Below are 13,840 nucleotides of genomic sequence, written 5' to 3' on the forward strand. Positions count from 1 at the left end.
GGAGGCGAGCGCAGCGAGCCAATCCGCAGAATGCTTATTATGCCATATGATACAGCAAGGTCATCCCGTAACGCTGATTTCATAAGCATTGCCCGTAGGGCAATCCGACACCCTCTGAACCAGCCTGCCAAAGGCAGGCCGAACCCTCTGAACCCTCTGAACCCAGGCCACACAGTGGCCCGTCAACCCTCACGCCGCAGGCCTGTCCTTCTATCTTAAGAACCTTTTTCCTATTGCCGTAAAATGGTATAATATCCTAAATAGCGGAAAAGGCGGTGGAACGATGGCACGGCGCAAAGGGCTGAAGAAATGGGACCGGATTACGGAAGAGGGCTGGCTCATGCTCATGGGAGATACCTCTGTTATGAGCCGTCTCATGATGGATATTTTTGATAGGCTCTATGATTCCACGGACCATATGGACAACGGCAAAAGCATTGCTGCCGCTCTCCACATGGAGTATCGGGCCCTGAATTCCGCTGTGGGATGGGCCGGCGGAAAAATCCGGGACATGGCGGAAAAGGGACTCCTTCCCCTGTATCCGGAAGAAAAGAAGGCCCGAAGGCCGAAGAAATCAGTACCTCTTGTGCAGGAAAACCTGGAGAAGGAAGAAGAACCGCTGCAGGAATCCTCAGTCATGGCACCCTGGGAGTATGTGTTTGACGGGGTGGAAGGGGAAAACGGTACCTATTTCTGGATATTGAAGCCTGCAGCCGCCGCTGCTTTCGGTGAAATGAAAGAAGCCGGGGACCGGAGGATTCGAGCCATTTCCAAAATCCTGGAAGATGATAAGACCGCAGAGGGGCGGGAAGAAAATCTTTTTTCCAACCCCTCCGACACCTCGGTAAGGGCGATCCGGCGGCTTCTGGAGAAGGACCGGGATTTCCAGCGCAAATCCTTTGGCCGGGACCATCCCTGCTGTCTGGTCTGCGGAGCGGATCGGATGTCCCTTCTGCGGGCCTATCCCTATGGGGAGAAGGAAGAGGGGGAGAAGGGGCTTCTCTTCTGTCCCACCCATGGTGCCCTTTTTGCGGCCCATCTCATTTCCTTCAGCATGAAAGGGGAGCTTCTCGTTTCAAAAAGACTCACGGAGAAGGAAAGGGAGCTTTTCCATCTGACGGCGGGCGAGAAGGCTCATGGACATTTTGTGCGGCGCCGCATGGCGGAGCACCGGAAGATTTTTAACCAGGAAGGCAGGAAATTGAAATGATTTTATCCGGCAGGGAAATCGTAAGACATATGGGAGAGGAAATCATTATCGATCCTTTTGACCCGAAAAAGGTCAACCCCAACAGCTATAACCTTACCTTGTCTGACGAGCTCATGGTTTATGATCATCATGAGCTGGATATGAAGAAGAAAAATGAAGGCCATCTGCTCCACATTCCCGAAGAAGGCATCGTGCTTCAGCCCAATAAACTGTATCTGGGGCGCACCAGAGAGTATACGAAGACCAAGTGCTTCGTGCCCATGCTGGAAGGCCGTTCTTCCATCGGCCGTCTGGGTCTTTTCATTCACGTCACCGCAGGATTCGGAGATGTAGGCTTTTCCGGCTACTGGACACTGGAAATGTTCTGCGTCCAGCCTATCCGTATTTATGCAGGCGTAGAAATCTGCCAGATTTATTTCCATACGGTCCTGGGAGAAGCGGACAGCTATAACGGAGGCAAGTACCAGAACAATCAGGGGATTCAGCCCAGCCTCCTTTACAAAGATTTCGAAAAGTAGTATTATAATAGTAACTTTATAACACATGGGGCAAAGAAGCTGCAGCTGACGTATAGGTTTTTCCTATGCGCCGGGCTGCTTTTTTATTTCACCCTTTGTGTATTTCGGGACATTCCGATGGAATTTCAAGGAGAACCGGATGGTCCCAGTGAGGGTATTCAAGGAGGACAGTATGATGAAGAAGGCATTGAAAAAACTGATGGTAGCAGGTGCATTTTGTCTGGCTGGTACGGCACTTCTTGCAGGCTGCGGCGGCAGCTCCGGCTCCGGCTCTGCTTCGGCAGGCGGCAAGCAGTTCCTGAATATCGCCACCGGCGGTACTGCAGGCACCTATTATCCTCTGGGCGGCGCACTGGCTGAGCTGCTGAACCAGAATATCAAAGGCATGAACGCTTCTGCCCAGTCCACCGGCGCATCGGTAGCCAACGTAAATATGCTGAAGGACGGTTCCGTAGATATCGCTTTCATTCAGAACGATATCGCTTACTATGCAGCTAACGGCAAGGAAATGTTCAAAGACAACAAGATGGATAACATCCGCGGCCTGGCTGCCCTGTATCCGGAAACCATCCAGTTCGTTACCACCCAGGATAAGGGCATCAAGACAGTGGCTGACCTGAAGGGTAAGAAAGTTGCCGTCGGTGCTTCCGGCTCCGGCGCCGAAGCCAATGCCCGTCAGATTCTGGAAGCCTATGGCATTACCTATAATGATATCGACGTACAGTACCTCTCCTTCGGCGAAGCTGCCAATGCACTGAAGGATGGCAACGTAGATGCCGGCGTAGTGGTAGCAGGTTTCCCGACTGCCGCTATCCAGGATCTGGCTGCCAACAAGTCCGCTGCCATCGTCAACATCGATCCGAAGATCGTTGACCAGCTCATGCAGAAATATCCGTACTACACCAAGATGACCATTCCGAAGGGCACCTACCCTGGACAGGATGAAGACGTCAACACCGTAGCTGTAAAGTGCGTCATCGTTACCACCGATAAGCTCAGCGACGATCTGGGCGAACAGATTGTGAAGGCCATCTATGAACATCTGGACCGTATGAAAGCAGCCCATGCCGTAGGCAAGTACATCACCAAGGACACCGCTCTGGAAGGTATGTCCGTGAAGATGAACGCCGGCGCTGAAAAGTACCTGAAGGCTAAATAAGGAAGAATCCCCATCGGATCCATACCTTGCATAGAAAGGAGGGAGAACGGGCCTGACAGGGGTCCGTTCTCGCTTTCATGAAAAAACAGAAAAATGGGACACTGGAAACAGTGATTATTATCATCGGCATTATCGTGGCCCTGGTGACAGGAATAGGCGGCTGGTACATCCGCATGCCTTTCCTCTTTGCCCAGACCTCGGACGGTATCATTTTTAGACAGCGGGTGGACGCCGGCACGCCGGTGACCCTGGCCTATCGCCATTCCGTCCAGAAGACCATGATTTATGAGTATCTGGAAGTCAATCAGATAGCAAACGGATTTGTCCTGAAATCCACCAAGTATCAATCCATGGGGGTGGGGCTTCCCTTTTCCGCTGACGAGGGAAAGTTCCGGGAAGAGGACGGCTGGTTTATTCTGGATGATATCAACCGGAATTATCCTGAGCTCTCTATCCGCAACGGAGTAACAAATCATGGAGTCCTGACCGTAGGAGACAAAGACTACGATCTGGATGCCATGGTCCCTCTGGGAAAAGAAATGAAGCTATATGTAGCGCCACTTTATAAAGGGTGGTACATGAAAAAAGAAATTAGGAGTTGATTATTTTGGCTGATTTAGAAAAAAAGGGAGCCCCCGCCGGAGCAGAGGCTCCGGCAGACGGCAAAATGACGGACGAACTCCAGGAAAAACTGAAATCCCTGGATAAAGAGTCCAATACCATGGAATACGGAGGCATCTGCGGCAAAATTGTAGCCGCCATCTGCATCTGCTTTTCCCTCTTCCAGATTTACACCGGTATTTTCGGCACACTGGATGCCATGATCCAGCGCTGCGTTCATTTATCCTTCGGTATCTGCCTCGTATTCCTTCTCTGCCCTACGAAGAAATCCTGGGTCAAAGGCGGCAGATTCCATCCCCTTGACCTGCTTCTCACGGTGCTGGCCGTGATTCCGCCGCTCTATATCCTGGTCAACTACCAGCAGCTGATTCTCCGCGCCGGTACCGTGACCCCCACCGATGCGGTAGTAGGACTTCTGGGCATCGTGATGGTACTGGAAGCAGCCCGCCGTATCGTAGGCCTTCCTATCGTGATCGTGGTTCTCTGCTTCCTGGCTTACGGCTTCCTGGGCCCCTATATGCCGGGACCGCTGGCCCACAGAGGATTGACCATCAACCAGATGGTAGGCCACCTCTTCTTCACCACCGAAGGCGTCTTCGGTATCCCCCTGGGTGTATCGTCCACCTTCATTTTCCTCTTCATCCTTTTTGGCGCCTATCTGGAAAAGACGGGCCTGGGCAAATTCTTCATTGATATTGCCAACGCCCTGGCCGGCTGGGCTTCCGGCGGACCGGCCAAAGTAGCCGTTATCTCCAGTGCCCTCCAGGGCACCATTTCCGGCTCCTCCGTAGCCAACGTGGTCGGTTCCGGCTCCTTCACCATTCCTATGATGAAGAAACTGGGCTATCACAAGAACTTCGCCGGTGCCGTAGAAGCAGCCGCATCCACCGGCGGACAGCTCATGCCGCCGATTATGGGCGCCGCCGCCTTCCTTATGGCTGAATTCGTAGGCATTCCCTACATGGAAGTAGTGAAAGCCGCCATTGTACCGGCCATTCTCTACTTCCTGGGCGTGTTCCTGGGAGTTCACTTCGAAGCCAAGAAAAACCACCTGGAAGGCACCCCCAGAAGCCAGCTGGAACCCTGGGGCAAGATTATGAAGGAAGAAGGCCATCTGGCCATTCCGCTGATTGCCATCATCGCCCTTCTGGCTTCCGGCTACACACCTATGAAAGCAGCCCTGGCAGGTATCTTCATCTCCATTGGTACCGCCATGCTCCGGGCCAGCACCCGCATGAGCTTCTATGACATTGTGGACGGTCTGGTCAAAGGTGCCAGAGGGGCCCTGGGCGTCATCATTGCCTGCGCCTCTGCCGGCATGATTATCGGTATCGTTACTAAAACCGGTGTAGGCCTGAAACTGGCTTCCGCCCTGGTCACCGTGGCAGCAGGCAACTTCATGCTTCTGCTTCTCTGCACCATGCTCACCTCCCTCATTCTGGGCATGGGCGTGCCTACTACCGCCAACTACGTCATTACCTCCACTATCGCTGCACCGGCACTGATTCAGCTGGGTGTACCGATTCTGGCGGCTCATATGTTTGTATTCTACTTCGGCATTATCGCCGACATTACCCCGCCGGTAGCCCTGGCAGCCTACGCAGGAAGCGCCATTTCCGGCGGCGATCCTCTGAAAACAGGGGTGAATGCGTCGAAACTGGGCATTGCGGCATTCATTATTCCTTATGTATTCGTCCTCTCGCCCCAGCTTCTGGGCATCGGTGCCACCTTCGGCAGCGTACTTTTCACCACCTGCACCGCCATCATCGGTATGACCGGTATCTCCGGCGCCATGATCGGCCAGTTCTACTGCAAAGCCAATGTATTTGAACGGCTCCTCCTTCTGGCCGGCGGCCTCTGCCTCATTGATCCCCATACCCTCACGGATATTATTGGCGTGGCCATCCTGGTCGGTGTCTTTGCACTTCAGTACTTCCGCACCAAAAAGGCAAAAGCCGCAGAAGCCTGAAGTACCGAAAAAGCTCTCCCTCTCGGGGAGCTTTTTTTGATGGAAAGAAAAAGACTGTGAAGAAATGTGTATCCATTTCTCACAGCCCTTTTTATGATTCTTTTTCGGGGAACCTGTCTGCATGGTCATCTCGAGCGGGGGAACGTGCCGGTATGGGACATAAAGCTCCTGGGGCTATTGAAACTCAGAGTCGAGAGATCTCCTGCCCCAATGTTCTGTGTACCATGAGGGAGTGAGATTTCTCCACTCCGCTCCGCTACGGTCGAAATGACGAGGGCGGGGGCGGCGGTTTTTGTCATTTTTTCTCTCTTTGAAATGACTGTATGCTGCCTGCCGCTATTGTCATCTCCAGCGGAGACAGGGGCCGGTATGGTAACAGAGGGACTTCGGCTCTGTTGTGGCTCAGGGCCGAGAAATCTCCTGCCGCCATGCTAACTGTACCATAGGGGCGTGAGATTTCTCCGCTCCGCTCCGCTTTCGTCGAAATGACGAGGGAGGGGGCGGCAGTTTTTGTCATTTTTTCTCTCTTTGAAATGACTGTATGCTGCCTGCCGCTATCGTCATCTCGAGCGGAGACAGGGGCCGGTATTGTAACAGAGGGACTTCGGCTCTGTTGTGGCTCAGAGCCGAGAGATCTCCTGCCCTGATGCTCACTGCACCAATGAGGTGTGGAAATTTCTTACATCCTCTTTTGATGGGAAAGGAAGGCGGACCTGTTATGGGCAGCTTCTTTCTACCCATCTTCTAATGCAAAATAATCTTAGTGTAAAATTTTACTCGGTAGGGAATTTTTCCAGAAACAATAAAAGAGGAAAGCCTCCCCTTGAGTGGAAATGTTATAATTTCCGTGGCAAAGAATAAAACAAAGAAAGGGCTTTCCTCATGGATATTATAACAAAAACTGGAGAAATTTGGAGTGAAAATGCAATAGGAGCAGTCATTTCTCTCATTAAGGAATCTGATGATTCTATCGAGGCTGAAAGGAAGCTAACTCATTGGCTCACTGAAATGAACTGTCAGCTTATAGCTATGGCTCTGGGGCGTATTGATGCTGAGCTGTATCAGATTTACAGGTCACAGGGGTGGCGTGTAGCGCGCCGGGACTCCCGGACGATTTACTGTCGCTATGGAGAGCTGACCTATACCCGAAGACTTCTGCAGAAAGATGGGAAGAACTTCTATCCTTTGGACCGCAAAATGGGCTTTGAGTCCAGAAAGCACTACAGCCTGGGAATGATTGAGCGGATTGTCGAGGCTGTCGCAATTACCACATCCCGCAGTTCCAGCGAACTCCTGCAAAGCCTGGCAGGGATTACCATCTCCCATCAGTCCGTTATCTCACTCAAGAACTATGCCGGCGAGAAGGAAAAGACTTACGAAAAAACATTGGCAGAAGAGGAAAAGGTTGAAAAGCCGACACAGCCGGAAATTATAGCGATTGAAGGAGATGGAATTGTACTCAAGAACAAGGAGAAAGGCGGCGTTTCGGAAGTGCACCGCCTCCAGGTATATGAGGGAGTCAGGAAAAATGGCAACAGGACAGAACTGGTAGGACTTCGCTGCTTTGCATCTACCAGCAGAAAAGAACTTTTTGCAATGGTAAGAAGCTATCTGCTTGGGCACTATGACCTGTCTAAGACCACAGTGCTGTCGAATGGGGATGGAGGGTCCGGATACCAGTTTCAGGACTTTGAGCGAATGGTAGAAGGCTGCCTGAATCACCAGCACTTCCTCGACTGCTATCATGTGCATGAAAAGATCCGGACCCGGCTCAGCTTCTGCAACAAGGAACTGGTAGACCACATTATCCGAGAGCTTCACCGGACCGACAATATTATGAAACGGATTCCGGTATGGATGGACACTGCCCGGAGCTGCGCCCGAACAGAGGCGGATTTGGAGGAGGTAGACAAGCTGCAGAGCTATCTGGAGAGAAATGCTCCCTATATCCCCAGCCTGAGTCAGCGCGGCATCCATACAGAGATTCATCTGGGGACTGCAGAAACAAATCACCGGTTCTACAGCTATCGCATGAAGCGGCAGGGACGGAGCTGGCCCAGCGAGGGAATGGAGTGTATGGTTTGGGTATTGACCGCCCGGAAGAATAAAACACTTACAGCAGCTCTTCTGTACCATGCTAATGGGAAAAGCTACAAAAAGATGGATAGAGCCATGCACAAGGCTGCGGTGCAGGCAGAGCATAAAATCGCCCAGAATGTCCGGAGTGAGGCGCAGAAGCGTAAAATGAGAAACTATAGGCCAGGATGCCTGGAGGGACGTATAGGCGTTTATGGAGCTTCTTCTTCACCAATGGGGAGACTGGCCAGAGCTATACAGAGATACTGATTAAACCGAAGCCACGGAGATAGTAATTATCGACAGTCAAATGAATTACCGAGGAAAACTTGACACTTACCATTACCGAAGCGGACCGGAATATGTACAAAGACAAAAAGAATCCAAGAAAATAAAAGAAATCATCAACGCCCCGTCCGGCCCAGTGCCTTGGAGCGCAGCGAGCCGGAAGGGGTCGGCTGCCGCTGGATTTTTTAGTGAACTAGGGAAGCACTGATTAATTCATAGAGTTTGCTTTTATAAGAATTTTCATGCACTGCTTCGTCATGAGGCTCCTTAAATAGCTCGCTATTCGCGTCGCCTCATTCCTTGCATTGCATAAAAATTCAAGAATAAAAGCAAACAACGATTTAATCAGCGCTTCCCTAATGAGCTGGTGGACTAGTGGGCTGGTCGGAGTTAATGTCAGGGTGTACCAAGATTCTTCGCCCGGGTTTAGAATGGTCGGTCGGCCAAATAAAAGGAAGGCCCTTTAATGTGCAGGCTAAGGGAGGGCTTTGGCCGACTCGCGCATTCTATGCAGAATACGCGCAAGTGGGGGCAGGAAGAAAAGTACGTAACGCTGACTTCATACGCATCGCCCGATAGGGCGATACCACCACCCTCAGCGGCGAAGCCGCTGTCAAACCTAAGAGCCCTTGGGCCCGAAGGGCCCATCAATCTTAAGAACCTTTTGCGTCCAAAGGGCGCTGCCGGGAATTTCTATTTCCATAAAAAATAAATTGACAGATAGGCCGTTGTAATTTATAATTTATAAGTGTGCAATAGCACCCCATCAGTCTTATTGGGAGGGAGGGATATAGATGTCTGAGATCAAAGTTCAAAAGGGCGAATCTCTTGATAGTGCTCTTCGCAGATTTAAACGTTCCTGCCAAAAAGCCGGGGTTCTTTCTGAAGTAAGAAAACGTGAACATTATGAAAAGCCCAGCGTTAGACGTAAACTGAAATCTGAAGCCGCAAGAAAACGCAAGTATAAGTAATAACAGGTTGTAAGGTGATTAGTTTTGTCAATTAAAGAACAGCTTATGGCTGACATGAAGACAGCCATGAAAGCTAGAGAAGAAGGTAAGCTTGCACTGAACACGATCCGTATGGCCCGTGCTCACATCAGACAGGCTGAAATCGACGACGGACACGCGGACTTCAATGATGATCAGGTTCTTGCCGTTCTCCGGAAAGAAGTGAAGCAGAGGAAAGAAACCCTTGCTGAAATCGCTGGTTCCGGAAGAGAAGACCTGGTTAAACAGACCAAAGCGGAAATCGAAGTACTGGAAAAGTACCTGCCGGCAGAAATGTCTGCAGAAGAAGTAGAGAAGATTGTGAAAGAAACAATCGACGCCTTGGATCCTGGGCAGAGAAATATGGGTTCTGTGATGAAAGCTGTCATGGCAAAGCTCAAAGGCAAGGCAGACGGCAAACTGATTAACGGGATTGTTCGTAAACTGCTGGCCTGAGCTCAAAGGCTTGACAAAAGTAAGACACGTGGTGTATCCTTATTACATAAGTTCATATGCTGCGTCAAGGATGACTCATTCCTATCGGGATGGGTCATTTTCTTTTGTAACACATAGGACTTTATAAATATAAAAAAGTGGAACAATTTAAGTCTATAGGAGGGCTCAAATGAACAAAGAATTATTGTACTGCATTCCGGCCGGCCAATACGGTAAAGAAGGGGTTCTTTCCCTGCTGGCGCAGCATCCGGAAATCCGGTTCGTGTCTCTCGTAGGCATTGACCTGGCAGGCAATGATACCGATGAAAAGATCCCCATCGAGATTTTTATGAAAGACTACGAAGACTTCTTCGCTGGCAAAGCTGTGCAGACCGATGGCTCTTCCGTAGTATTCATGAATATCGCTACCCTGAACGATGCGCGGGTAGACATGGTGGCCGACAGCACGGTCAACTGGTATGTGGACTATAATGATGATAATGTGATGGAAGAAAACGGACGTCCCGTAGGCACCCTGCGGATTCCCTGCTTCCTCATTCATAACGGAAAATTTATCGATTCCCGCTCCATTCTGAAAAACTCCTGCGAATACGTAGCCAGAGAACTGAAGAAAATGCTTCTCGGCGCCACCGTGAAGGGCATGGAAAACTTCCCCTTCTCTGAAATCCAGGATATCGTATTTACCACGGGCACGGAACTTGAATTCTGGGTGAAAACCCCCAGCGAAAAGGAAACGGTACAGCACCTGTCCATTTCCCAGCGCCTCCAGGAACAGTACTGGCAGCGCATGCGCGGCAACGTCCGTACCGCCATGGAACAGACCATCGAAGAACTGGATGCCCGGGGCCTCCATGTAGAAATGGGCCACAAAGAAGTAGGCGGCATCAAATCCAAAATCGATGACGACGGCCATATCTTTGATGTATGCGAACAGCTGGAACTGGACTGGCTCTTCTCCACCAATCCCCTGCAGGCTGCAGACAATGAACTGGAAGCCCGCATCGTGGTACGGGAAGTCTTCCGTCGGAACGGCCTGGACGTATCCTTCAAGGCAAAGCCCATTATCGGCGTAGCCGGCAGCGGCGAACATACCCATGTAGGCATTGCAGCCCTCCTGAAAAACGGCAAAACCATCAATTTGCTGGCACCGGAAGATATGTCTTCCGATTTCCTCTCCACCATTGGCTATGGCTTCATCATGGGCATTCTCCACAACTACGAAGCCACCAATCCCTTCGTTTCTTCCACCACTGACGCCTTCAACCGCCTGAAACCGGGCTTTGAAGCACCGGTCTGCATCGTCACCTCCCTGGGCCATACGCCGGAAGTACCGTCCCGCAACCGTTCCATCCTCATGGGACTGATCCGGGATATCGGAAATCCGAAAGCCACCCGCTTCGAACTCCGTGCGCCGAACCCCTTTACCAATACCTACCTCTGCGTTTCCTGCCTCTACCTCACCGCCTTAGACGGCATCGAATATGCCTTGAAATCCGGCAAATCGGCAGCAGATCTTCTGGCTGAACTTTCCAAGAAGCCCGGCGAAGACGCAGACTACCTGGAAAAAGACAGAGCCTACCGCTGCGAAGAAAACGTATTCGAAGACTTCACCGATGAAGAAAGAGATGCAGCCTTCGGCAAACCGCCTGCCACGGTTTGGGAAAACGTGAAAATCATGAAAGCCAACCCGGACAAGGTGGCAGTTCTCACCAGAGGCGGCACCCTTTCCGAAAAGATTGTAGACTCCTTCCTCGCTTCCATCGTGTACCGCTGGAAGAACGAACTCATCGACCGGATTATTCCCGGCGTGGAAGCTGCCGTGAGAGGCTATAAAAAACTGGATAATGATGACAAGATTGATGAAAGACGCTGGAAATCCATCAAAGCCAAACGGGTGGAACTGGCAAAAGATCTGGACGATGAAAAATGCATCTGCACCAGGCTGAAAGAAGCCCTGGAAAAAGACGACTACGACACCGCCTCGGACCTCCAGCTGGAAATGATGAAAAAAGCCCAGGCCCTGGAAAAGGAATACCGCGTGTATGCCCTGAACATTCTCGACTGATTCAATCTGCCAAAGCTGAACATCAGGCCAATGATGACCCATTCTTAACAAAGGATGGGTCATTTTATATTTCATGACATAGATGAAAATGTATATACAGGAGGCATGGATGATGAGGAACTGGAAAAAGAAATACCGCTTTTCCATTCTGGGTTTCCCGTTAATCACGTGACGGGGGACTCATCTGGAAACTATTTCATATAGAAAAAATGATTATAAAACAGGAGGAATTCAACATGAACAAGGACTTACTTTACTACATCCCCACCGGTGAATTTGGCAAGGAAGGCGTACTTTCCCTTCTGAAAACCCATCCGGAAATCCGCTTCGTATCCCTGGTAGGCATTGATCTGGCAGGCAACGATACCGATGAAAAGGTACCGATTGAACTGTTCCTCAAGAACTACGACGACTTCTTCGCCGGCACCGCCGTACAGACCGACGGCTCCTCCGTAGTACTTATGAACATTGCCACCCTGAACGATGCCCGGGTGGACATGGTGGCTGATCCCTCTGTCAACTGGTATATCGACTACAATGAAGACAATATCTATGAAAACGGCCGCCCTGTAGGCACCCTCCGCATTCCCTGCTTCCTCCTGCACAACGGCAAATTCATCGACTCCCGCTCCATTCTGAAAGACTCCTGTGCCTTCGTGGCAGATAAACTGAAAGCACTTCTGGCGGGCGGCAAAAAAGTGAAAGGCATGGAAGACGTTCCCTTCGAAGATATTGAAGACATCGAATTCACCATCGGTACGGAACTGGAATTCTGGGTGAAGACCCCCAGCGAAAAAGAAACCATTCAGCACCTCTCCATTTCCCAGAGACTGCAGGAACAGTACTGGCAGCGCATGCGCGGCAACGTCCGTACCGCCATGGAAGAAGCCATTGAAGAACTGGATGCCCGCGGCATGAGCGTGGAAATGGGCCACAAAGAAGTGGGCGGCATTAAACCGAAAGTAGACGACGCCGGCCACACCGTGGATGTCTGCGAACAGCTGGAACTGGACTGGAGATTCTCCATGAACCCCCTGCAGGCAGCAGACAATGAACTGGAAGCCCGTATCATTATCCGTGAAGTATTCCGCAAATACGGCCTCGACGTATCCTTCAAGGCAAAGCCCATTATCGGCGTAGCCGGCAGCGGCGAACACACCCATGTAGGCATCTGCGCCACCTTGAAAAACGGCAAAACCATCAACCTTCTGGCACCTACAGAAATGAAAGCCGACTTCCTTTCCACCATCGGCTACGGCTTCATCATGGGCATCCTGAAGAACTACGAAGCCACCAACCCCTTCGTATCCTCCACCACCGACGCCTTCAACCGTCTGAAACCGGGCTTCGAAGCACCGGTCTGCATCGTCACCTCCCTGGGCCACAAACCGGAAGTTCCGTCCCGTAACAGAACCATCCTCATCGGCCTGGTAAGAGACATTGACAATCCGAAAGCCACCAGATTCGAACTCCGTGCTCCGAACCCCTTCACCAACACCTACCTGGCAGCCTCCTGCCTCTTCCTCTCCGCCCTTGACGGCATCACCTACGCTGTCACCTCCGGCAAGACACCGGCAGACCTTCTGGCCGAACTTTCCAAGAAACCGGGAGAAAAAGCAGACTACCTGGAAGAAGGAAGAGCCTATCGCTGCGAAGACAACGTATTCGAAGACTTCACCCAGAAAGAAAGAGATGCAGCCTTCGGTAAACCGCCGGCTACTGTCTGGGAAAACGTGAAGACCATGAAAGCCAACCCCGACAAAGTGGCAGTCATTGAAGCCGGCGGCACACTCAATGCCACCATCGTAGACTCCTTCGTAGCCTCCATCGTATACCGCTGGAAGAACGAACTCATCGACCGCATCATCCCGGCCACCGAAGCCCTGGTCAAAGGCTTCAGGAAACTCCCCAGCGAAGACGACCTGGACGAAGAACGGTGGGCTGATATCCTTGATAAGAAATACGAACTCATCAAAGATACCAAAGCCGGCAAATCCCTCTGCACCAAGCTGAAAGACGCTCTCGAAGCCGATGACTACGACACCGCCTCCGACCTGCAGATCGAAATCAATAAGAAAGCAGAAGCCCTCGAAAAAGAATACGGCGAATACGCCCTGAACATCGTAGGCTGATACAGGAAATCCCAAAAAGGACTGCGAAGAAAGGTCAATCATTTCTTCGCAGTCTTTTTTATTGCCATATGATGATATGCAGCCTGCCGCCATGGTCATCTCGAGCGGGGGAACGTGCCGGTATGGATGGTAAAGCCCCTGGGGCTATGGAAACGCGGAGCCGAGAGATCTCCTGCCACTATGCTGTGTACCATCGGGGAGTGAGATTTCTCCGCTCCGCTCTTTCATTGTAAGAAGCGGGAATAGGGGCAGGGACCGCCAGCTATTATCTCCATAAAAGTAAATTTTATGAATGAGTAATTGCTTTTTGAGCATAAAGACATAAATTGTTACGTTACACCTACAGGCGACCCCTTT

The 13,840-nt window shown here is 51.1% G+C and carries 10 protein-coding genes; all 10 read left to right on the forward strand.

Annotated elements, in window-relative coordinates; genetic code table 11:
- Window positions 1-283: 283 nt before the first annotated feature.
- The 10 genes from NW747_RS06365 to NW747_RS06410 all read left to right on the forward strand — a co-directional run bounded on the left by NW747_RS06365 (window position 284) and on the right by NW747_RS06410 (window position 13,483).
- A complete protein-coding gene (locus NW747_RS06365; RefSeq protein WP_273186049.1) occupies window positions 284-1,210 on the forward strand; it encodes a type II restriction endonuclease in 927 nt (308 codons plus the stop codon).
- Complete coding sequence (dcd, locus tag NW747_RS06370) at window positions 1,207-1,728, forward strand: dCTP deaminase (RefSeq protein ID WP_008858598.1); 522 nt, start codon at window positions 1,207-1,209, stop codon at window positions 1,726-1,728. Before NW747_RS06365 ends, dcd begins: the two co-directional genes overlap by 4 nt.
- A 172-nt stretch (window positions 1,729-1,900) precedes the next feature.
- The gene (locus NW747_RS06375; protein WP_273097280.1) at window positions 1,901-2,887 is read left to right on the forward strand and encodes a TAXI family TRAP transporter solute-binding subunit; all 987 of its coding nucleotides are present in this window, start codon (window positions 1,901-1,903) and stop codon (window positions 2,885-2,887) included.
- Window positions 2,888-2,964: 77 nt separating this feature from the next.
- Window positions 2,965-3,489, forward strand: a complete 525-nt coding sequence (locus tag NW747_RS06380) for a DUF1850 domain-containing protein (protein ID WP_008858600.1) — start codon at window positions 2,965-2,967, stop codon at window positions 3,487-3,489.
- Between the two features lie 5 nt (window positions 3,490-3,494).
- Window positions 3,495-5,477: a TRAP transporter permease gene (locus tag NW747_RS06385; protein WP_273186052.1), complete on the forward strand. Its 1,983-nt coding sequence runs from the start codon at window positions 3,495-3,497 to the stop codon at window positions 5,475-5,477.
- A gap of 882 nt (window positions 5,478-6,359) precedes the next feature.
- A complete protein-coding gene (locus NW747_RS06390) occupies window positions 6,360-7,823 on the forward strand; it encodes an ISLre2 family transposase (RefSeq protein WP_273186055.1) in 1,464 nt (487 codons plus the stop codon).
- A gap of 812 nt (window positions 7,824-8,635) precedes the next feature.
- Complete coding sequence (gene rpsU / locus NW747_RS06395) at window positions 8,636-8,812, forward strand: 30S ribosomal protein S21 (protein ID WP_008858603.1); 177 nt, start codon at window positions 8,636-8,638, stop codon at window positions 8,810-8,812.
- A 24-nt stretch (window positions 8,813-8,836) separates the two neighbouring features.
- Window positions 8,837-9,286: a GatB/YqeY domain-containing protein gene (locus tag NW747_RS06400; protein WP_040379396.1), complete on the forward strand. Its 450-nt coding sequence runs from the start codon at window positions 8,837-8,839 to the stop codon at window positions 9,284-9,286.
- A gap of 169 nt (window positions 9,287-9,455) precedes the next feature.
- Window positions 9,456-11,351 carry a type I glutamate--ammonia ligase gene (locus NW747_RS06405; RefSeq protein WP_008858605.1) on the forward strand — a complete coding sequence of 632 codons (1,896 nt, stop codon included), beginning with the start codon at window positions 9,456-9,458 and terminating at the stop codon, window positions 11,349-11,351.
- Window positions 11,352-11,587: 236 nt separating this feature from the next.
- Window positions 11,588-13,483 carry a type I glutamate--ammonia ligase gene (locus NW747_RS06410; protein ID WP_273186058.1) on the forward strand — a complete coding sequence of 632 codons (1,896 nt, stop codon included), beginning with the start codon at window positions 11,588-11,590 and terminating at the stop codon, window positions 13,481-13,483.
- Window positions 13,484-13,840: the final 357 nt, after the last annotated feature.

Source organism: Dialister succinatiphilus (assembly GCF_928721695.1).
Taxonomy (GTDB): Bacteria; Bacillota; Negativicutes; order Veillonellales; family Dialisteraceae; genus Dialister; species Dialister succinatiphilus.

Bases quoted from the DNA above. Each gene is read 5' to 3' on its own strand.
- NW747_RS06365 (WP_273186049.1), top strand. From the start codon at position 284: ATGGCACGGCGCAAAGGGCTGAAGAAATGGGACCGGATTACGGAAGAG.
- dcd (WP_008858598.1), top strand. From the start codon at position 1,207: ATGATTTTATCCGGCAGGGAAATCGTAAGACATATGGGAGAGGAAATC.
- NW747_RS06375 (WP_273097280.1), top strand. From the start codon at position 1,901: ATGATGAAGAAGGCATTGAAAAAACTGATGGTAGCAGGTGCATTTTGT.
- NW747_RS06380 (WP_008858600.1), top strand. From the start codon at position 2,965: ATGAAAAAACAGAAAAATGGGACACTGGAAACAGTGATTATTATCATC.
- NW747_RS06390 (WP_273186055.1), top strand. From the start codon at position 6,360: ATGGATATTATAACAAAAACTGGAGAAATTTGGAGTGAAAATGCAATA.
- rpsU (WP_008858603.1), top strand. From the start codon at position 8,636: ATGTCTGAGATCAAAGTTCAAAAGGGCGAATCTCTTGATAGTGCTCTT.
- NW747_RS06405 (WP_008858605.1), top strand. From the start codon at position 9,456: ATGAACAAAGAATTATTGTACTGCATTCCGGCCGGCCAATACGGTAAA.
- NW747_RS06410 (WP_273186058.1), top strand. From the start codon at position 11,588: ATGAACAAGGACTTACTTTACTACATCCCCACCGGTGAATTTGGCAAG.